Origin of the sequence: Hoeflea marina (assembly GCF_003182275.1) — a bacterium.
GTDB lineage: Bacteria > Pseudomonadota > Alphaproteobacteria > Rhizobiales > Rhizobiaceae > Hoeflea > Hoeflea marina.
The window spans coordinates 305,314-325,388 of record NZ_QGTR01000006.1 but is presented as its reverse complement, the minus strand read 5'-3'; the positions used below and the strand labels follow the sequence as shown (position 1 = coordinate 325,388).

Sequence of the window (20,075 nt, the reverse complement as noted above, 5' to 3'; positions counted from 1 at the left end):
CCGCCGCGGTCAGAACTCCCGTTCTCCCGCAGGAACCGGCGCGCCGGCCCCGGCTCCCGGGGAACCGGCCCTGCAGGACCGGTCCCGCTCCGATCAGGCGTTGACCTCGAACAGGCCGGCGGCACCCATGCCGCCGCCCACGCACATCGTGACCACGACATAGCGCACGCCGCGACGGCGACCCTCGATCAGCGCATGGCCGACGAGTCGGGCGCCGGTCATGCCGTAGGGATGACCGATGGAGATCGCGCCGCCGTTGACATTGTAAATCTCGGGGTCGATGCCGAGATGGTCGCGGCAATAGAGCGCCTGGACCGCAAAGGCTTCGTTGAGCTCCCACAGGCCGATGTCCTCGACCTTCAGCCCGTGCTGCCTGAGCAGCCTGGGAACAGCATGGATTGGACCGATGCCCATCTCCTCGGGCGGACAGCCGGCCACCGCCATGCCGCGATAGATGCCGAGCGGCCTCAGCCCGCGCGTCTCGGCAAGTTTCGCATCCATCAGCACGCAGGCCGAGGCGCCGTCGGAGAGCTGGCTGGCGTTCCCCGCGGTGATCACGCCGCCGTCCAGCACCGGCTTGAGGCCGGCGAGCATCTTGAGCGTCGTCTGCGGACGATTGCCCTCGTCTCGGTCCAGAACCACCTCGCGCTCCGAAATCTCGCCCGTGGCCTTGTCGGCAACCTTCATGGTGGTGGAAAAGGCGACGATCTCATCGTCGAGCAGGCCGGCGGCCTGCGCCCGGGCTGTGCGCTGCTGGGACAGGAGCGCATAGGCATCCTGCGCATCGCGGCCGACACCGTATTTTTTCGCGACGAACTCCGCGGTTTTCAGCATCGGCATGTAGGCGTGCTCGACCCGGGCCACGACCGCCGGATCCGTCTCTTCCTGTACCCACTGGAAATAGCGGTCCTGCACGGCGGAAATGTTGTCCTGGCCGCCGGCGGCCACGACATCCATGCCGTCGACCATGATCTGCTTGGCCGCGGTGGCGATCGCCATCAACCCGCTGGCGCACTGGCGGTCCATCGTCTGTCCGGAAACGGTCGTCGGCACGCCAGCGGCGAAAACCGCGTTGCGGGCGAGGTTCATTCCGGCCGTGCCGGCGCCGAGCACCGTGCCGAGAACGAAATCCTCGATCTCGCCGGCGTCAATGCCGGCGCGCTCAATGGCGTGCCGGAGCGCGTGGCCGGCGAGCGTCGGCGACTTGGTGGCGTTCAGGCTGCCGCGATAGGCCTTGCCGATTGCGGTGCGCGCCGTGCTGACGATGACTGCTTCTCTCAATGTCTTTCTCCATCTTTCACTGCTGTATCGATGCCGGACCCGGGAGGCCGGGTCGGTGCATGTGTAGTCCTCTCAGCGCGGCCCGTCTGTCCCCAGAGTGCCTCAGTGGATGGCCGCATGCAGAATTTTTTCCGCCGTCGCGTCGCCGCGAGCGAATTCGGCGACGATCGTGCCGCTCTTGGCGACGAGGATGCGGTCCGAGAGATCGAGGATTTCCGGCAGATAGGAGGAAATCAGGATCACCCCGGCGCCGCTTTCGGCGAATTTGCGCACGATCTGCCGGATTTCCGCGATCGCCCCGACATCGACGCCGCGCGTCGGCTCATCGAATATCACCAGTTTCGGCTCCTGCACCAGCGACTTGGCGATGACCACCTTCTGCTGGTTGCCCCCCGACAGATACAGCACCGACTGGTCCGCGCCGATGCTGCGAATCGACAGGCGTTGCTCCCATTCCCGCGAGAGTTGCCGCATCTTGCGCAGCGGCGCAAACCATCTCCGCCGGCCGAACTTCGCCAGCCATCCCAGCCCGATATTGTCCGACACGCTCAGCGATTCGAAGAAGCCGTCGAGCTTGCGGTCCTCGCTGACATAGGCGATGCCGTCGGCCACGGCCTGCGCCGGCAGGCTGTAGCGCACCTCGCGCCCTTCGAGCCAGATCCGCCCACCGCCGAAATTGCGCTTGGTATGGCCCATGATCACCTTGGCGACCTCGCTGCGACCCGAGCCGATCAGTCCGGCGATGCCGGTGATCTGGCCGGGAAAGATCGAGAACGACATGTTGTTGACCATGCTGCCCATGCGGATGCTCTCAACCCTGAGCACCGGCAGCGCCGACAGGGCGGCGCGTCCCGTTGCCGGCACCATCGACTGCTCGTTGAGCTCCTCGCCGATCATGTGCCGGATCAGGCCGCCGCGGTCGAAGTCGGTCGCGGGACCCGTGGCCATCAGACGACCGTTGCGCAGCACGGTGATCCGGTCGGAGTGATTGAGTGCCTCCTCCAGTGCATGGGAGATGAAGATCATCGCGACGCCCTTGGCCTGCAGCGACTTCATCAGGTCGAAGAGATGCTCGGTCTCCTCTGGCGTGAGCGCTGCCGTCGGCTCGTCGAGGATGATCACCCTCGCCTGGTTGAGCACGGCGCGGGCGATCTCCACCATCTGCCGCTTGGCCGTCGACAGCGAGCCGGCGAGCTGCGACGGGTCGACCTTGAAGTTGAGCCGCTGCAGCACCTGGCGCGCGGCGTTGCGGACCTTCCGGACAGAATTGAATGTGCGCTCCTGGCCGAGCATCATGTTCTGCGCCACGCTCAGTTGCGGCACCAGGCTGGTCTCCTGGTAGACCATGGAGATGCCGTGCCGGCTCGCATCCTTGGGCGCCTGGAATTTCACCACCTCACCGTTGATCCGGAGCACGCCGTCGCTCGGCGCCACCACGCCGGCGATCAGCTTGCACAGGGTGGACTTCCCGGCGCCGTTCTCGCCGACCAGCGCGTGAATTTCCCCCGGATAGAGTTCGAATGAGACGCTCTCGAGCGCGTTAATGCCGCCATAGCTCTTGGTGACGGTCTCCAGGCTGACGATCGGTTGACGGCTCATGCCTCACTCCCCGGAAAACGCAGCAGTTCGCCGCTGGCCATGCTGACGGCGACCGTGGCGCCGTTCCACGACACCGCATCGGCGATCGCATGGCGCGTGCCGTTGGCGCGCGAATGGGCCGAGCCGGTCGGCACGAGTTGGTGGTCGGTCTCGATGACCAGGCCATAGGAGAAGGAGGGCGCCCAGGGCTTGACCTCTCCGAACAATCGCGTGGCTCCGAGTTCGATGGGAAAGTCATGGCTGAATTCCGGCCGCGCGCGCGGCGACAGCCAGTGATCGGGGCTGATCCGCGCCTTCATTTCGGCCACGAAGGCCTTTTCGGTCTTGAGGAACTCGATGAGCGGATCCCGCCGCGACAGGCAGCATATCAGATAGCCAGATCCGGTGGCGCGGATCCGCCCGAGATAGCCGGGGAAGCCCGATTGCCTGACCGTGCCGGAGAGCTCGACCACCGAGGCGTGCTCCAGCAGCGACACGATCACCGACCCCTTTCCGTCCGGAGCGATCCCCATCGGGCAGTTCAGGCCGCTCGCCAGTTCCCGGCGAGAGCCGCTTCGGCCGACGGCCACGACCATGCCCCGACCCGCATCCGCCCAGGCGGCCAGGGAAAGCAGGGTCTCGTCGGCGCGGTAGCCGCTGTCGACGAGGGCGACCTCGTCGTCGGAGAGAACCATGCAGTCGGAGATCGAGCCGAGCCCCGTGGGCGTGGCCCAGCCCACCAGGCGCCGGCCGGTGCGGTCGCAGGCCGCAAGCCCGCCGTCGGCAAGGCCCACGGCGACAAGATCGCCGCGCGCGCCGAGCGCGGTGACCGGGACATCGAACCGGGCCCAGGCTTCCGGCTCCCCGTCCCACGCGGCGAGCGCCAGGACATCGTTGCCGGAACTGAACAGCAGGCGTCCGTCCTCGAGCACCACCAGCGCGCGCGGCAGCGGCACCGCCCTGCCCGCGGCGTCATCGAGCCGCGTGTTGGGGCCTAGCACGCCTTCCAGCGTCATGCCGGGCAGTTCCTGGCGTCTGGATCTGAAAAACATGACTAGCCTCTTCCCTGGTAGCTCTTCGGCCCGGTCCAGTCCGTGTCGGCGCCGGCAACGGTGATCCGCCCGATCTTGTCATTGGTCACGCCGCCCAGGAACAGCGACCCCTCATGCTCGCGCATCGAGGTGATCATGTAGAGCGGACCGTCCGGAGCATCCCACAGCGCGTCGGTGACGACGCCGGCCGCATCGAGCTTGAGCACGCCGCCGATGTTGAGATTTCCGAACAGCCAGTTGTTCGGCGGCACGCGCCGCGTCATCCGCTGCCGGAGCTTGGGATAGCGCATGGCCTGGTCCATGATCGGGTTGCGCATGCCGGCCAGCGCGACCCAGTAGCCGCCGTCCGAAGCCCGGTTGATGTTGTCGGGATAGCCTGGCAGTCCGTCGGCGAAGATACGCGGCCCGGCGGCGAGATCGGCCAGATCGAAGATCAGGATCGAGCAGCCCCAGGTGCTGGCAACGAGCAGGTACCCGCCGTCATGGGTCACGCACACGCCGTTGGGGAAGACCAGGTGGTCGCACACCGTCCGGGTCCTGCGCGTTCTTGGATCGTAGCTCAGCAGGCGGCCGTTGGGCCGGCCCTCGAGCAGGTCGAGGCCCCAGTTGTCGATGTCGTAGCGCTTGGTGGCGTCGGTGAAATAGATCACCCCGTCGGGGGCGATGTCGAGGTCGTCGGCCATCCGGATGGTGGTGTCGTCCTGGACGCTGAGCAGGCTGCGCTCGGTCTGGTCGGTGAGGAGCTCGACGCCGCCGTCCATCCCGACCCTGAGCAGACCCATGCCGGCCACGCAAGTGACGATGCGGCCCTCGGCATCGAAGGCCAGGCCCAGCGGCCGGCCGCCGATCTTGGCCACCACGGTGATCTCGGTGTAGTCGGGTGCCGAGAGCCTCAGCAGGCGGCCGTCGCGGTTGCCGCAGTAGAGATTGCCCTCGTCGTCCAGGATCACGTCCTCGGGACCGTCGAGCCGTCCGGCCGCCAGGATCTCTGCCTGCGCCAGCCGGGGCGGGAGTTCGCCGGGCATCAGCCCGGTCATTCCCTTCACCGCGCCGAGATCCACCGAAACCGGATCCAGATAGGTCGACGCCAGCAGCCGGTGCCGGTTCTTGCGGAACTTCACGTCGATCGCCAGGATGAGGATGATGATCCCTCCCATGGTGAACTGGACGAAGTCGCCGCGAAAGCCGGAATTGATCATCGCATTGTTGAGAATGTAGATCGTGGCGAAGCCGACGAGCACCGGAACCACGGCGCCGCGACCGGGCACGAAGCCGCCCAGGCCGACCACGAGGGCGGTCAGCGCGAAGAACTCCATGCCGATGCCGGTGTCGGCGCTGATGCTGTTCTGGCGCGCCGCGAACAGGAATCCGGCAAGCCCGACAATCAGCCCGGCCAGCAGGTAGGCGAGGAAGATCGTCAGCTTGACGCGGATGCCGCCGTGCCTTGCCGCCTTTCGGTTGCCGCCGACGGCCAGCACGTGCCAGCCGTAGCGCGACTGACGGAACATGACGAACACCAGCGCCGCCACGGCCAGCAGCACCCAGAAGCCGATTGGCATGGTGAGGAATTTCTCGAATCCGACCCAGTCCCACAGATCGTCAATGCGGGCGCTGGTCGAGATGTCGACGATGCTGGCCTGGGAGGCGAGCGTGAAGATGCCGCGGATGGTGATCATGGTGCCGAGCGTGGTGAGCAGCGCGCCACATCCGATCAGCCCGGCGAGAATACCATTGACGGCGCCGACCAGCGCGCCGCAGGCGAGGCTGGCCACCAGCACCGCCGGCACCGGCAGCCCGAGAATGTGAAAGCAGTAGAGCGACACGAAGGCCGACATGGCGAAGTTCGATCCCACCGACAGGTCGATGCCGCCCACCGCCACGACGATCAGCACCGCCAGCACGATCAGCCCGCCGTCGGCGGCGTATTGCGCGAGATTGCGCACATTGGCAGCGCCGAAATAGTCCTGCGTGGTCGCCACCACGCCGATGACGACGCAGACGAAGGCCAGAAACGGGATCGCGCTTTCCACCCAGCCGCTCGACAGCATGTCCGCCAGGATGCGGCGGGGCGAAAGAACGAAGAGCGGAACCCGCTGTTTCGGCCGGGCGGCGAATTCGATGTCGGCGGACATGGCGGAACTCCAGTGTGAAGGCCCGCGGGGCGAAACCCCGCGGGCAGAGGTGCCTCGGGAGTGCGGTTACATCTTCCAGCAGAGGCTGGCGTCGTAGGAGTCGCCCGCCTTGATGATCTTCATCGGCGATTCGACCGACAGCATCGAGCCGTCCGCCGTCACCGCGCCCTGCAGCAGCAGATCGATCATCGTGCCGGCGTCGCGGCCCTGGCCATCGGCGTCGTAGCTCCAGACCCGGTCGAGCACCTTGTCCTCGACCGCCTTGCAGGCCACGTCGTCGCCGCCGCCGGTGGCGTAGACCATGACATTGTCGGCCAGCCCGGCGTCCTTGACCGCATTGCCCGCACCCATGGTGTGGACGTCCCAGTGCCCGAAGATGGCGCAGAGATCGGGATGCTGCTGCAGCACCGTGGCGGTGATCTGGCGGGCCTTCTCAGGCTCCCAGTCCGAGGCCTGGTTGGAAACCACCTCGATCTTGTGGCCCTCGAACACCTTCATCGCCGCGGCGTTCATCATCACGCTGTCGGCCGCGGTCAGCTGGCCGGGAATGATGGCCACCTTGCCTGACTTGCCGCTTCCCTCGCCGCATTCCTTGACGATGTCCTCGGCGATTTCCCGGCCGATGCGGTCCCAGTTGGCGCCGACAAAGGCCGAGGACGGCTGGTTGGACTGCAGGTTGAGCTGCAGAACCTTGATGCCTTCGGCCTCGGCCTGCTTGATCTGGCGGGCGAGCAGCTGGACGGTGGGATTGTGGACGACGATCACGTCCGGCTTGTCGCTGATGGCCTTGGCCAGCAGTTCCGCCATGGCGCCGGTGTTGAAGGCGGCATCGCGGATGTCGACGGTGTAGCCGCTGGTCTCCGCGTGCTCGCGCATGCGGCGCGCCCAGCCTTCCGTCAGCGAAATCCCCATCGTGATCGGCACGAAGATCACCTTCTTGCCGGTCAGGTCGGCGTCGGCGGACGCCTGGGTTGCCGGCGCCAGCAGCGCGAAGGCGCCGACCAGCGCCCCGCCGATGGCGGTCTTCATCTTGCTATTGAGTGTGTGCAGCATGCTTTCCTCCTCCGTTGATGTCATAGATCGCCGACCGTGTCGGTTTCGGTGTCTCTTGGATTGAGATAGTTGTCGGCGACGATGGCGATGATCAGCACGAGCCCCTTGAGCAGGTCCTGCATCTGTGATGTGAAATTCATCAGCGTCATGCCGTTCCTGAGCACGGCGATCAGCGCGACGCCGACGATGATGTTGCGGACGCTGCCGCGCCCGCCGCGCAGCGGTATGCCGCCCAGCACGACGACCAGGATGACCTCGAACAGCAGGGTCCCGTTGGTGACGGTGCGGAAATCGACGGCGCCGCTGGCGGCCGAGCTGACGAGGCCGGCGCAGAGTGCGGTGAAGGCGGCAAACACATAGACGACGATCGTCGTCGTGCGCACCGGCAGCCCGGAGAGCCGCGCGGCCTGGAAATTGTCGCCCATGGCATAAATCGTCCGGCCGGCCGACATGGCGCGAAGCAGCAGCATGGTGGCGGCCAGGGTGACGAGCATCAGCGCCACCGGCGTGGACAGCCCCGGCATGATGTTGCCCGAGAGGAAGACCACCGCCGGGCTGGACTTGGACAGCAGCAGCATGAATTCGCCGCGCAGGATGGTGAAGCGGAACAGTCCCGTCACCAGCATCGCCGAGGCCAGCGTCGCCAGCATCGCCGGTATCTCGACATAGGCGATCAGCCAGGCATTGGCGAGGCCGACCAGTGCCATGGCGGCCAGGGTGACCAGGAAGGCCATGGACGCCGGATAATCGGCGTTGATGAAGACGCTGAAGGTCGTCGCTCCCGCCACCATCACCGCGATCAGCGACAGGTCGAGGCCGCGCGAGATGATGACGACCGCCATGCCGCAGCTCAGGATCACCAGCGAGGCCGAGTTCGACAGGATGACGCCGGCGTTTCCGAGCGTCGCAAAGCCGTCGACGGTCAGCGAGAACACCACGACGAGCGCCACGGTCACCGCCATGACCACATATTCCAGCAGCTTGGTGTTCGGACCGCCCCGATTGATCATCGTCTTCCAATCAGCCATTCGCTCCGGCCTCCCTGGTCTGGCCTTCGAAGGCCCTGGTTGCCGCGCCGATGTGAAGGATTTCGCGCGCCTCGTCGGGGCTCGCCACTTCGAATGACAGCTCCTCGAGGATCCGGCGCATTTTCAGCACCTGCGCCGCGCAGCTTGCCGCCAGCAGTCCCTTGCCGAGGTACAGGCTGTCGCCCAGCCCGACGCGGACATGCCCGCCCATGATGGCGCCCATGGTCGCGTGGGCGATCTGGTGCCGTCCGCTGGCCAGGACGGAGAATTCGTAGCCTCCGCGCCCGAAGAGCCGGTCGGCGGCGGCGCGCATGACGAAGAGTGCTTCCGGATCGGCGTTCAGGCCGTCCGGTCCGGCCAGGGCGCACTGGATGAACAGCGGCCCGCGGATCAGGCCCTCGTCGAGAAACTGCGCGAGATGATGCAGGTGGCCCGGTTCGTGGCAGACGAATTCCAGCCGCGTGCCGTAGCCGCCGCCGAGCGCGGCGAGCAGGGCCCTGGTCTCGCGGCTGGTGTTGCCGAGGACGAAATCCTCCGACTGCTCGATGTAGGGCCGCTCCCAGGAGAACTTCCACTCGGTGATGCCGCGTCCGGATTTCTGGAACGCATAATTGGTCGAGCCGATGTCGATCGTGCAGAGCTCGGGCTTGCGGCGGAGCGGGTAGGCAAGCCGCTCGTCCAGGGTGGCCCGCGCGCCACCGCCCAGCGGGATGTTGATGACGGCGTCGGTCTGCGCCGATATCGCGGGCACGAAGAGGTCGTAGACGGCGGCATCGAAGGTCGGCCTGCCGTCAACAGGATTGCGCGCGTGCAGGTGCAGGATCGATGCGCCGGCGCGCGCCGCCTCTACCGCCTGGCCGGTGATCTGCTCGGGCGTGACGGGCAGGAACTCGGACATCGACGGCGTGTGCGCGAATCCGGTCACGGCACAGGAGATGATGACCTTGCGCTTGCCGGCCTTCATGGCCTGGATCCGACGGACCATGCGCCGACGCCGCGGCCGCGCAGTGCGAACGCCCGGGCGGGCGTCCGGGCCGGCGACAGACCTTCGGCGGCCGCCAACAGGCCGCAGTGTCCAGCATTGCTCATGATCCCCTCCGGCCACACGATCCTCCCATGTGGATGAGCGCAGGCTAGTGCCGGGCGCGCGGCGAGTATATGTATGCTCGATCCTAGTTTTCTCGACTTGGATGTGGTTTTCATATAACCCGATTGCCGATGCGGCCCCGAAAGCCGGCAGACCGCGGAGATCTGTCCGCAAGGAGGCGATCTGGTGGACACTCTCGAAGCCCTCACCGTCGGCATTCTCGACCGCATCCGCCGGGATGCGAGCGAAGCAGAGATCGAGGCAGTTCTTGCGGAGATGGCGGGTGCCGCCCTGGCGGAGGGGAAGACCGACCGCTTCCGGGAGTTGCAGGCAAGCGTCAAGCAGATCAGCCAGTCGCTGCGCGACAGCGCGCTGGCCGAGCGAAGCCTGAACCTGCTCATCGAGACGACCCACGACCTGTCCAAGACCCTGGAGCTTCAGAGCCTGTTCCGCACCATCGTGTCGCGGGCGCGAAGCCTCGTCGGCGCCAACCTGGCCTGGGTGACGATCCTGGACGAGGACAGCGGGCTGTTCCGGTCGGTCGCTTCGGAAGGCTATGTCTCCCCCTCCACCGCCGTCATGACCAGCTCCTTCGAATACGGCGCCGTCAGCCTGATCATGCAGTCGAAGAGCTTTTTCGACACCCAGGACTATCTCAACGACACCCGCTTCAGGCATCTGCCGGAGCTGGACAAGGCCTTCCGGATCGAGAACATCGTCTCGCTTGCGGGATTCCCGATCCTGGCCGACGGCGAGGTTCACGGCTTTCTCTTCGTCGCCGACCGCTATGCGCGCAAGCTCAGCGGCCGCAATCTCTCGGTGCTCGGGTCCTTCGCGCTGCATGCGGGCGTGGCCATGCGCAACGCCCGCGCATTCCGGCTGCTCTCCGAGGCCCTCGACGAGGCGCAGCGCAACCGGAACGCCCTCATCGACTACATCCAGCGGGTCGAGGCATCGGCCGCCGCGCACGACGACATGACCTCGCTGCTGGCATCGGGAGGTGAATTGCAGAAGTTCCTCCAGGCGATGGCCAACCAGATCGGGGCGGCGATCTTCCTCTTCGATGACGAGCACGGTGTGCGCAACGAATTCATCTCCTCCGGCTATCGCGGCAGCAGTGCCGCGCTGTTCTCGTCCGGCCGCTTCGACATCGCGCCGCTGATCAACGCCACCTCGCAGTCCCGCCAGACCGGCCGGTCGGTGGTGATGGCCCACAATGGCGACGAACAGTGCCGGGTGATCGCCCTGCACGGCTGGATCGGCAGCGGCGAGTGCCTGCTGATCTGCCACCAGGGCGAGCTCGACGCCATCGAGATCCGCAATCTGGAGCGCAGCGCCGTTGCCCTCTCGATCGCCAAGCTGTGGAACGAGAAACGGGAAACGGAGAAGCTGACCGCCTCCTCGACGCTGGTGCGGCACCTGGTGCTCGTCACCCTGCCCGATCCGGCGACCGTCTCGGCGATACGGGACCGGCTGGGGCTCCACAATGACGAAACGGTGATGCTGGCGCTCATCGTCGTCTCGCGGCATGACCGCGTGGCGCAGACCGCCACCATCCGCGACTGCGCGGCGAAGACCAACATTCTCATCGACCTGCTTGACGATGCCTATGTCGGCCTTGGCCCGGAAGGCTCGCTGCGCGACTTCCTGCAGCTGCTCAAGAAGGCCGCCCAGGACTGGACGGCCGGCGGCATCCTGTCCGAGCCCTTCGGCGACCTGACGACCGCGTCGACCCGCTACCAGCAGCTCAACAAGGGTCTGCAGGTGATGACGAAAATGCGGCCGCTCGAGCATTTCGTGGCGCAATCGCAGATGGATTTCTTCGCCAGGATGTTCGAGACCGGGGACGCGGCGGCCCTTGCCGCCTACATGCAGCGCGTCCTGCGGCCGATCGATGAGCGGCCGCCGCGCCAGGCTGAAGAGCTGAAGCGGACTTTGCTGTGCTATCTCGACGGCCAGCACAACATCAAGCGCACCGCCGACACGCTCGGCCTGCATGTCAACACGGTCCGGCAACGGCTCGAAAGCCTGCGCCACATCACCGGCGGCTGGGACGATCCGACTCGCGCGCTCGAACTGCACATCGCGCTCAGGCTCGGCGTGCTGCTGGAAGGTGGCGGCGAACCGGGCGGGACCGGATGATGGCTGCAGCATTTGGTCCTCCGCCGGATCAGATGGTTCCCTCTTCGGCCAGCCGGACCAGGTCGGCCTCGCTGTAGCCCAGACCCGCGAGCACCTCGCGGGTGCTGCCACCGAGCTCGGGCGGCGGCGCCGTCGCCGCGATGACCTCGCAGTTGACCTTGAAGCCGAGCGTCGGAAGATGGACCGCGTGCGGCGCGGCCGGCCAGGCCATCGGGCGGGTGAAGGCCCGGCTCGCGGCATGGTCCTCGGCCAGCACCTCGTCGAGCGACCGCACCTTGGCCGCCGGGACTCCCGCGACATCGAGCAGCCCTTCCCATTCGATCGCCGGCCGCTCCAGAAAGATGGCGACGAGTTCGGCCCTCAGGCCGGCGGCATTTCGCCCGCGCGCCTCGGGATCGCCCCAACGCACGTCGGCGAGGATGTCGGATCGTCCAAGACCACGGCACAGCGCCCGGAACTGCTTGTCGTTGTTGGCGGCGACCATCAGCAGCCCGTCGGAGGTTTCGAAGGCGCCGGACGACGGGCTCTGGCTCCAGGCCTCGTTGCCGGACGGTTTCGGCATCCAGCCGGCCGTCAGGTGACTGGTGAGCAGCGACGCCATCAGCAGCATCGACGTGTCGAGCATGGCGACGTCGAGATGCAGCGCGGCGCCGGTGCGCTTCGTCTCGTGCAGGGCGGAGACGATCGCGAAGGCCGCATTGAGCCCCGTGGCGTAATCGATGTAGGGCGCGCCCACCTTCTGCGGGCCGGTCTCGACCGTGCCCGTGGTCTTCATGATGCCGCACATGCCCTGGATGACGTGGTCATAGGCAGGACGATGGCTCATAGCGCCGTCCTGCCCGAAGGCGGAAATCGAACAGTAGACGATCTTCGGATTGATCGCGCGCACCGCATCGAAGGACAGGCCGAGGCCGGCGACGGTGCCCGGCCGGAAGTTCTCGATGAAGACGTCGGCGTCGCCCAGCAGCTGCTTGAAGATGTCGACACCCTCGGCGCTCTTGAGGTTGAGCGTGACCGATTTCTTGTTGGCGTTCTGGGTGAGATAGGTCAGGCCCATGCCTTCGGCGTTGAGGTCGGCAATAAGCCCCTTGTCACGCGACCAGTCACCGATCCCGGGCGCCTCGACCTTCAGCACCTCCGCCCCCATCAGACCGAGCTGATAGGCCGCATAGGGCCCGGCGAGCACCTGCGTGAGATCGATGACACGAAGACCGGAGAGTGGCTGGAACATCAGATGTCTCCCCGCACGACAGCAGATCCTGCCGCCGTCTTCATGGCCCGCCGCGGCCGGCCGGCATTCCGATGCCCTGCGATGAGAACTTGATTCGGGGATTCCACGGCTATTTCCTCTTGTAGAGAACGGGGCAGTCGCCGATGCGATCGGTGACGGAGGCGAGCCAGTCGCGCGCGGCCGGGCGACCAGGCAGATGGGCGTCGAGAAAGGCCAGTGTCAGCTGCCGGACGGCGTCGCTCTGGGCGGGACTGCCGGCGCCTCGCGCCGCGGTCTCGGTGAAGCCGCCGAGAAAGTGATCGGCGCCCTCGAGGACCGCGAGATACTTGCCGCCATCGGGCGCAAGATCGTAGGGCTCGCATTTCCAGCGCCAGTCGCCGCCATTGGCGCCGCGGTCGAGGGTGCCGGTGACGTTGAGCAGCGGACCGTCGATGTGCGCCCAGGATCCGTCGCGCAGTCCCTGCTGCGCGCGGCCCTGGGCGCTCAGAAGGATGGCGGCGGCAAATCCCGGCTCGCTGAAACGCTGCGCGGACAGGCCGGGTAGGTCGATTTCGGCGCCCGCCAGCAGCTGCGCGGTGTAGGCGCCGAACGAATGACCCGCAATCGCGCGCGGGACCGGCTGGCGCAACGCCCCTGCCGTGGCCTCGAGGATCTCCGGCAGCGCGCGGGCTGTGGCGCGGACGACCGCCAGCCGCCCCATCCAGCGGTCGGGCGCGTGCAGGATCTCGTGCATGCGGGCGCGCACCGGTTCGACTGTCGACCAGTTCGAAAGGTCGGCTTGCGGATCAAGTCCGAGTTCGGGCTCGGCGCGGGCCACCACCTCGATGGCATCGTCGAAGCCGGGATGCACCACCAGGTAGCCGTTCGAGGCCCAGTGGCGTGACAGCGCCCCGTAATGCCGCGGACCCGAGCCGAGCCCGTGGCAGAAGACGACAACACCGAGCGGCGGCCGTTCCGCCGGCCACCGGCAGGTGAGCGGCCGCTCGAGGTCCGGACCACCGGCCAGGATATCGTGGGCTTCCAGGATCCCGTTTTCGGCGGCGGCGGACCGGTAGGGCACGGTGCTCATCAGGCCGCCTCCCCGGGTGTTTCGCCGCCGGTATCGGGTGCAAGCAGGAAGCAGCTGGCGGTTCCGCCACCCTCCACCGGATAGGCCGGAGGCATGTGCTGCGCGCAGCGCGCCATGGCGCTCGGGCACCGGTTCCTGTAGGGACAGCCCGTCTCCGCCACGCGGGTCGCGTCCTGGGCCGGCGCGATCTTCCGCGCCGCGCGTCGCCGGCGCTGGGCCGCCGGGTCCAGCAGCGGCACTGCATCCAGCAGCGCCTTCGTGTAGGGATGGGCCGGCGCGCGGTAGACCCGGTCGGACGGCCCCTCCTCGACGATATGGCCCAGATACATCACCGCGATCCGGTCCGAGATGTGGTGCACCAGCGCCAGGTCGTGGGCGATCAGCAGATAGGCGATGCCAAGTTCCTCGCGCCGCTCGTAGAGCAGGTTGATGATCTGGTTCTGGGTCGAGACGTCGAGCGCGCTCACCGGCTCGTCGAGCACGATGAGCTTCGGCTGAAGCGCCAGCGCCGAGGCGATGGCGATTCGCTGCCGCTGGCCGCCCGAGAACTGGTGCGGATGCCGGGTGAGATGCTCCTCGGAGAGCGAGACCAGCTTCAGCAGCTCGACTGCCCGGTCCCGGCGCTCGGCCCGGTTCATGGCGGTGTGGACACGCAAAGGTTCGGTGACGATGGCCTCCACCGTCATCGACGCGTTGAGCGAGGAATAGGGGTCCTGGAACACTGCCTGGATCCGGCTGCGCACCGCCGGCGGGTAGCGCGTCTTCATCGCCGCCAGATCGACGTCGCCGAAGCGGATCGAGCCGCCCGACGCGGGGACCAGGCCGAGCACGGTGTTGGCGATGGAGGATTTGCCGGAGCCCGACTCGCCCACAAGGCCGAGCGTCTCGCCTGCGCGGATGACGAGGTTGGCCCCCTTGACCGCATGAAAGGTCCGGCCGCCGAAGCCCAGGAGCGAGCGGTCCCGATAGGTGACATCCAGGTCGGTGATCTCGAGAAGCGGCTTGTCGGTCACGACGCGGCCTCCAACTCCGGTTCGCCTGCCCGCACGCAGCGCACCTGCCGCCGGCTGCCGGTGAGCGGGATGCGCCGGTCGCATGCCGCGATCCGGAAATCGCAGCGGTCGGCGAAGCGGCAGCCCAAAGGCCACGTTCCCGGCCGCGGGACGTTGCCGCGAATGGTCGGCAGCGGCGGATTGCGGTCGGAGGCGTGCGGCATGGCACTGAGCAGGCCGCTTGTGTAGGGGTGGCGCGGATCGGCGAACAGCGCGTCGACGCCGGCCATCTCCACCATCTCGCCGGCATACATGACGCCGACGCGGTCGCAGATGTCGGCGGCTACCGCCAGGTCGTGGGTGACGAACAGGATCGCCATGCCGAACTCGTCCTGCAGGTCGCGGAAGAGATCGAGGATCTCCTGCTGCACGGTGACGTCGAGGGCGGTGGTCGGCTCGTCGGCGATCAGCAGCGACGGATTGCAGCTCAGCGCCCGGGCGATGGCGACGCGCTGCGCCATGCCGCCGGAGAGCTCGTGAGGGTAGGCGCCGGCGCGCTCGGCCGGCCGGGGAATGCCGACCCGGTCGATGAGCTCGACCGAGCGCGCCCAAGCCTGGCGGCGGCCGAGGCCCTGCTTGACGCGCAGCACCTCGGCGATCTGGCTGCCGACCGTGAAGGCGGGGTTGAGGCTGGTGGTCGGGTCCTGGAACACCATGGCCACCTCGTTGCCGCGCACCTCTTCGAGCCCGCTGCGCGGAAGCGTGCGCAGGTCGCGGCCGTTGAGTTCGATGGAGCCGTGGGTGGCGCGGACCCCGGCGCCGAGCAGGCCGAGGATGGCGAGTCCGGTCAGCGTCTTGCCGGAACCCGATTCACCCACCAGCCCGAGCGTCTCGCCGCGGCCGATGCTCAGCGACAGGTCGGTGATAACCGGCACCTCGCCGCCGGCGCGGCCGGGCACCATCACCTGGAGGTGTTCCACCCTGAGGATCTCGTCGTCGCGACGGGGAACCGGCGCCGATGCGGCGGTGGCCGGAAGTTCCGCCGCATAGCGGGCGGCCGGCGCCCGCGGATCCGCATCGACGGCGATGCCGCGCCCGATCGAATCGCGCAGCACGTCGCCCAGCAGGTTGACCGACAGCACGGTGAGGATGATGGCGATGCCCGGCGGCACCGACAGGAACCAGTTGAAGTCCATGAAGGCCGCCGCGGTGTTGAGCATAGTTCCCCAGCTGGCCTGCGGCGGTTGGACGCCCAGGCCGATGAAGCTGAGCCCGGCCTCGGCCAAAAGCACCGCGCCGACGGTCAGGGTCACCTGCACGATCAGCGGCGGGGCGATGTTGGGGAAGATGTGGCGCATCAGGATGCGGCTGTCGGAGGCGCCGACCACGCGGGCCGAGCGGACATAGACCTCCTCGCGCTCGGCCAGCACGACGCCGCGGGCGAGCCGCAGGAACGAGGTGGAAAACAGGATGCCGAGCGCGATCATCGCCCGGTGCAGTCCGGCGCCGAGAATGGCGATGATGACGATCGCCACCATGATACCCGGAATCGAGACCACCGCCTCGACGATGCGCATCACGATCCAGTCCCACAGTCCGCCGCGGTAGCCGATGAAGAGGCCGATGGGCACGCCGAGCAGGACCGCGATCGTCGTGGCCTCGGCCGCGGCGATGACCGCGATGCGGCAGCCGTAGATCAGCCGGCTGAGGACATCGCGTCCGAGATCGTCGGTCCCCAGCCAGTGAGCGGTCGACGGTCCCTGCAGGGCCTCCATCAGGCTCTGCCTGAGCGGATCGTAGGGCGCGACCCACTCGGCAAAAACGGCGAGCAAGGCGAGCAGCAGGAGCACGGCCACGGCGATGCCGATGAGGACGGGTGCTCCGCCCGGCCGCCGGCGGCCGCTGGGCAGGGCTTGAGGCATGGTCTTGGTGTCGATGCTCACGAAGGCCTCGCTTTGGGGTTGATGAGGCCATAGATGACGTCCGTGGCGAGCTGGACGGCGACCACCAGCGCGACCATCACCAGCACCAGGCCCTGCAGCATGGGAATGTCCTGCTGGCGCACCGCGCCGATGGCGAGCGTGCCGAGACCGTTGATGGCGAAGACCTGCTCGACGATCAGCGCGCCGCCGAGGAGCACGGTGATCTGGAACGACAGGACCGCGACCACCGGCACCATGGCGTTGGTCAATGCGTGGCGGAAGATGACGCGCCGGAACGGCAGCCCCTGGGCTCGGGCGGCGCGGATGTAGTCCTGCTGCAGAACTCCGACCATGGCTGAGCGGACCTGGCGGGCGATCGCCGCGCTCGATGAGGTTCCGAGCGCGATCGACGGCAGGATGACGCTGCGCAGCCACTCCCAGGGGGACTGGGTCAGGGGCGTGAAACCGGTGGCGGGAAACCAGCGCAGATTGACCGCGAAGATGGCGACCAGGATCAGCCCGAACCAGAAATTCGGGACCGCCTGGCCGAAGGTGGCGCCGAGGGTGGCGAAGCGGTCGATCCAGGACCGCGGGCGCAGCGCCGCCGCCACGCCGGCGGCGACACCGATGACGATGGCGATGATCGCCGACATGACCGTCAGCGACAGCGTGACGGGGAGCCGCTGCATGACGGCCCCCGTCACGCTGACGCTGTTGAAGAAGGAGGTCCCGAGGTCCCCCTGCACCGCCCGCCCGAGCCACTGAAGGTAGCGCAGGTGGACGGGTTCATCGAGGCCGAGCCGGTGGCGGACCATTTCGTACTGCTCCTGGGTGCCGGCGTCGCCGATGATCAGGTCGACCGGATCGCTCGGAAGCAGCGACGTGAACGAGAACGTCAGCACCGAGACGATGAACAGCAGGGGCACCAGCGCGAGAAGCCGCTGGACGATGAGCTTCAGCATGGGGACCGCGATTCAGTCGTTGGACTTGAGGCCGCGAAGATTGATCGAATCCTCGCCGTAGCGGTAGACCACCGTCGGGTTGGCGGCCGTCTTCTCGCTTGTGCCGATGAGGATCGGAGAATTGGCGACGAAGATCAGGAATGCCTCCTCCGCCAGCCTCGCCGCCATCTTCCGGTAGATCGGCCCGCGCTGGTCGGTCTCCACCGACTCCAGACCGGCCTTTGCCAGCGACAGCAGTTCGTCGCTCGGCTTGGCCTTGAATGGATTGTAGGCGCCGTCCTCGTAGATGTAGCGGAGCGCGAGGAACTTCGGATCGGTGTTGGTGTTCCAGACCAGGTTGGTCGCAGGGAAATCCGTCGTCCGGCTGCGGCGGGCAAGGGTTCCCGGCTCCAGCGGCACGATGTTCATGGTAATGTTGATTTCCTTGAAGAACCCGGCCAGCGCCTCGAGCCGTGACTGGTAGATCGGGATCGAGGGCATGTCGAACGCGAAGCCGTCTGGAAATTTCGACTGGGCCATCAGTTCGCGGGCCTTGGCGAGATCGAAGGCATAAACCCCCTCGAGCGCGGGGTCGTAGGCCCAGTTGCCCTTGGCGTAGGGCTGGTAGGAATCGTCGGCCAGGCCGAACAGCACGGCCTTGCCGAATGCCGCGCGGTCGATCGAGTGGGCCATGGCCAGGCGGACATTCCGGTCGGCGAAGGCGGGCACGACGGTTCCCTCGCGGTCGGAAATGATGACGTGGTAGTTGAGGCCGCCGGTGTTGCGGATGAGTTTGAGCCCCGCGGTGCGCTCGATGATGGCCGATTGCGGGTTGGCGAGCCAGTTGCCGGCGTCGATCTGGCCGGTCTTGAGCGCGTTGAGGCGCGCCGTGTCGTCCGGAATCTCCCAGACCTCGTAGCGGGCAAGTCCGATCTGGTCCTTGTCCCAGTAGGTCGGGTTCGGCGTGTAGACCTGGACCTCGCCCTCGCGCGACTGGTCCTTGCTGTGGACATAGGGACCGGTGCCGACCGGGTTGCGGTCGATCGCCGGGTCGGCCATCGCCGCGGGCGCCAGCATCATGCCGCCCGTGAAGCAGAGGCTGTCGATAATGGCCGGATCCGCTTCGCTGAGCTTGATCCGCAGCGTGTACGGGTCGGCGGCATCGGCGCTCTCGACGGTCTTGAGGCCTTCGATGATGCCGAGCTTGACGCCGCGATTGATGTTGGCCGCAGCGACCTCGGCATTGAAAGCCTCGCCGTTGCTAAAGCTGACGCCTTCGCGCAGCGTGATCAGCACTGTGAGGCCGTCGATCTTGTAGCCGGTGGCCAAGAGCGGCACGGGCTTGCCGTCGGGCGACATTTCAAACAGTGATTCATAGACCGGCCGCAGATACGGCACGCCGCTGCCGCTCTGCTGCTGCGGGTCCATGGTGATGAGCTTGACCTGCTCGGCATATTTGAAGGTGCCTGCCGGACCGTCGGCAGCCGCCATCGCGGCTCCGACCGACAGAACCGTCGCAAAGGCAAGCGACATTACGGGTGTGGTGATCCAGTTTCGCATCTCGGCCCTCCCAGCCTGAGTTGGCGGCGCAGACAGAAAGCGCCCGTCACACGCGGAGAGCTCCACCTCCTCGCATTGTGATTTACATATAGCACTTTATCACTATCATGGCGGCAGCTCAAACGGTTTCTCGCGGCCGGAACCGAAATCGCAGCCGTTGTCTGTCCCGCACCGGGATGTCATAACCGGCGGCCCATCATCGGAAGGAAGCGTGATCTTGCACAGTGCGCCCGAACAGAAGCAGTTGCTCCGGGAGGACGGCACGCCCTATTACGTGCAGCTGGCCGCCATCATCCGGCGGCAGATCGCTGACGAGGCGCTGACCATCGGCGACAGGCTGCCGACGCTCAAGCAGTTGGTGGCGACGTTCGGCGTTTCGGCCATGACCGTGCGGCACGCCATCAACGGTCTCGAGAAGGAAGGGCTGATCCGCGCCGAGCGTGGGCGCGGAACCTTTGTCACCGCGAAGCCGGAGATGCCCGGCGCGGTTCCCTACCTGCTGACCCGCTCGCCGGCCAGGCGGGGCGACGGCCTCAACTTCCGGGTCCTGGCCTCGCGGCCCGCCAACCAGGAACTGCGCATCTCCGAGGACGAGGGTGAGGCGTTCGGGTCCTACCACTACATGAAGCGCAGCTTTTCGCGGAACGATCGTCCCTTCATCGTCGGGGAATACCTCATCGCCACGCACGCCTACGCGGCCGTGCCGGAGCGCCTCTGGGCAACCGAGCTGGTCAGCACGCTGCTCTACGACACCAAGGAGATCGGACTGAGCAGGGTGCGCCAGACCTTTCGGGTGGTCTCCTCGATGCCGCACGAGGCCGCAGAGCTCGACATCCAGATGCACGAGCCCGTCGTCCGCGTGCGCCGCATCTTCCAGAACCCGCGCGGACAGGTGATCTGCCTCGCACAGCTGGTCTACCGGACGGACGGCGTCGTCTTCGACATCAACATCGAGGTCGACGACCGCGAGCGCCTGTACGAACTGGGCGGCTTTCCCGAATCCTGAA

15 protein-coding genes are annotated in these 20,075 nt (G+C 67.0%); 2 read left to right on the top strand and 13 right to left on the bottom strand.

Features of this window, described 5'->3' with window-relative positions; all coding sequences use genetic code 11:
• Nucleotides 1–93: 93 nt before the first annotated feature.
• The 7 genes from DFR52_RS21540 to DFR52_RS21510 form a co-directional block, all read right to left on the bottom strand.
• Nucleotides 94–1,281, bottom strand: a complete 1,188-nt coding sequence (locus tag DFR52_RS21540; RefSeq protein WP_110034078.1) for an acetyl-CoA C-acyltransferase — start codon at nucleotides 1,279–1,281, stop codon at nucleotides 94–96.
• Nucleotides 1,282–1,383: 102 nt separating this feature from the next.
• Nucleotides 1,384–2,880 (bottom strand): sugar ABC transporter ATP-binding protein, encoded by a 1,497-nt coding sequence (locus DFR52_RS21535; RefSeq protein ID WP_110034077.1) that lies wholly within the window; start codon nucleotides 2,878–2,880, stop codon nucleotides 1,384–1,386.
• Nucleotides 2,877–3,911 carry an SMP-30/gluconolactonase/LRE family protein gene (locus DFR52_RS21530; protein WP_110034076.1) on the bottom strand — a complete coding sequence of 345 codons (1,035 nt, stop codon included), beginning with the start codon at nucleotides 3,909–3,911 and terminating at the stop codon, nucleotides 2,877–2,879. Before DFR52_RS21530 ends, DFR52_RS21535 begins: the two co-directional genes overlap by 4 nt.
• 2 nt (nucleotides 3,912–3,913) lie before the next feature.
• Complete coding sequence (locus DFR52_RS21525; protein WP_110034075.1) at nucleotides 3,914–6,043, bottom strand: ABC transporter permease; 2,130 nt, start codon at nucleotides 6,041–6,043, stop codon at nucleotides 3,914–3,916.
• A 66-nt stretch (nucleotides 6,044–6,109) separates the two neighbouring features.
• Complete coding sequence (locus DFR52_RS21520) at nucleotides 6,110–7,096, bottom strand: sugar ABC transporter substrate-binding protein (protein WP_158285015.1); 987 nt, start codon at nucleotides 7,094–7,096, stop codon at nucleotides 6,110–6,112.
• Nucleotides 7,097–7,116: 20 nt separating this feature from the next.
• A complete protein-coding gene (locus DFR52_RS21515) occupies nucleotides 7,117–8,124 on the bottom strand; it encodes an ABC transporter permease (protein WP_110034073.1) in 1,008 nt (335 codons plus the stop codon).
• A complete protein-coding gene (locus DFR52_RS21510) occupies nucleotides 8,117–9,109 on the bottom strand; it encodes a beta-keto acid cleavage family enzyme (RefSeq protein ID WP_245415433.1) in 993 nt (330 codons plus the stop codon). Before DFR52_RS21510 ends, DFR52_RS21515 begins: the two co-directional genes overlap by 8 nt.
• A 288-nt stretch (nucleotides 9,110–9,397) precedes the next feature.
• On the opposite strand from DFR52_RS21510, the gene DFR52_RS21505 reads away from it, so the two are divergent.
• On the top strand, nucleotides 9,398–11,353 hold the full coding sequence (locus DFR52_RS21505; RefSeq protein WP_110034071.1) for a helix-turn-helix domain-containing protein: 1,956 nt from the start codon (nucleotides 9,398–9,400) through the stop codon (nucleotides 11,351–11,353).
• Between the two features lie 28 nt (nucleotides 11,354–11,381).
• On the opposite strand, the gene DFR52_RS21500 is transcribed toward DFR52_RS21505, so the two are convergent.
• The 6 genes from DFR52_RS21500 to DFR52_RS21475 form a co-directional block, all read right to left on the bottom strand.
• Nucleotides 11,382–12,584 (bottom strand): CaiB/BaiF CoA transferase family protein, encoded by a 1,203-nt coding sequence (locus DFR52_RS21500; RefSeq protein WP_110034070.1) that lies wholly within the window; start codon nucleotides 12,582–12,584, stop codon nucleotides 11,382–11,384.
• Nucleotides 12,585–12,693: 109 nt separating this feature from the next.
• Nucleotides 12,694–13,653, bottom strand: a complete 960-nt coding sequence (locus DFR52_RS21495; RefSeq protein ID WP_110034069.1) for an alpha/beta hydrolase family protein — start codon at nucleotides 13,651–13,653, stop codon at nucleotides 12,694–12,696.
• Nucleotides 13,653–14,666, bottom strand: a complete 1,014-nt coding sequence (locus tag DFR52_RS21490) for an oligopeptide/dipeptide ABC transporter ATP-binding protein (RefSeq protein ID WP_210205886.1) — start codon at nucleotides 14,664–14,666, stop codon at nucleotides 13,653–13,655. Before DFR52_RS21490 ends, DFR52_RS21495 begins: the two co-directional genes overlap by 1 nt.
• Entirely contained in the window at nucleotides 14,663–16,588 is a 1,926-nt protein-coding gene (locus DFR52_RS21485) for a dipeptide/oligopeptide/nickel ABC transporter permease/ATP-binding protein (protein ID WP_110034067.1), read from the bottom strand. The genes DFR52_RS21490 and DFR52_RS21485 overlap by 4 nt, the downstream gene beginning before the upstream one ends.
• Nucleotides 16,585–17,529 carry an ABC transporter permease gene (locus DFR52_RS21480; RefSeq protein ID WP_110034066.1) on the bottom strand — a complete coding sequence of 315 codons (945 nt, stop codon included), beginning with the start codon at nucleotides 17,527–17,529 and terminating at the stop codon, nucleotides 16,585–16,587. Before DFR52_RS21480 ends, DFR52_RS21485 begins: the two co-directional genes overlap by 4 nt.
• A 12-nt stretch (nucleotides 17,530–17,541) precedes the next feature.
• Nucleotides 17,542–19,068, bottom strand: a complete 1,527-nt coding sequence (locus DFR52_RS21475; RefSeq protein ID WP_110034065.1) for an ABC transporter substrate-binding protein — start codon at nucleotides 19,066–19,068, stop codon at nucleotides 17,542–17,544.
• Nucleotides 19,069–19,279: 211 nt separating this feature from the next.
• Here DFR52_RS21475 and DFR52_RS21470 point away from each other — a divergent pair, with 211 nt between their 5' ends.
• Nucleotides 19,280–20,074, top strand: coding sequence for a GntR family transcriptional regulator (locus DFR52_RS21470; protein WP_146215651.1), 795 nt, complete (start codon nucleotides 19,280–19,282; stop codon nucleotides 20,072–20,074).
• The last annotated feature ends 1 nt before the right edge of the window (nucleotide 20,075 follow it).

Excerpts from the sequence above, each read along its gene's own strand:
- DFR52_RS21535 (WP_110034077.1), bottom strand. The coding sequence starts at position 2,880 with ATGAGCCGTCAACCGATCGTCAGCCTGGAGACCGTCACCAAGAGCTAT.
- DFR52_RS21530 (WP_110034076.1), bottom strand. The coding sequence starts at position 3,911 with ATGTTTTTCAGATCCAGACGCCAGGAACTGCCCGGCATGACGCTGGAA.
- DFR52_RS21525 (WP_110034075.1), bottom strand. The coding sequence starts at position 6,043 with ATGTCCGCCGACATCGAATTCGCCGCCCGGCCGAAACAGCGGGTTCCG.
- DFR52_RS21520 (WP_158285015.1), bottom strand. The coding sequence starts at position 7,096 with ATGCTGCACACACTCAATAGCAAGATGAAGACCGCCATCGGCGGGGCG.
- DFR52_RS21515 (WP_110034073.1), bottom strand. The coding sequence starts at position 8,124 with ATGGCTGATTGGAAGACGATGATCAATCGGGGCGGTCCGAACACCAAG.
- DFR52_RS21510 (WP_245415433.1), bottom strand. The coding sequence starts at position 9,109 with ATGGTCCGTCGGATCCAGGCCATGAAGGCCGGCAAGCGCAAGGTCATC.
- DFR52_RS21500 (WP_110034070.1), bottom strand. The coding sequence starts at position 12,584 with ATGTTCCAGCCACTCTCCGGTCTTCGTGTCATCGATCTCACGCAGGTG.
- DFR52_RS21495 (WP_110034069.1), bottom strand. The coding sequence starts at position 13,653 with ATGAGCACCGTGCCCTACCGGTCCGCCGCCGCCGAAAACGGGATCCTG.
- DFR52_RS21480 (WP_110034066.1), bottom strand. The coding sequence starts at position 17,529 with ATGCTGAAGCTCATCGTCCAGCGGCTTCTCGCGCTGGTGCCCCTGCTG.
- DFR52_RS21475 (WP_110034065.1), bottom strand. The coding sequence starts at position 19,068 with ATGCGAAACTGGATCACCACACCCGTAATGTCGCTTGCCTTTGCGACG.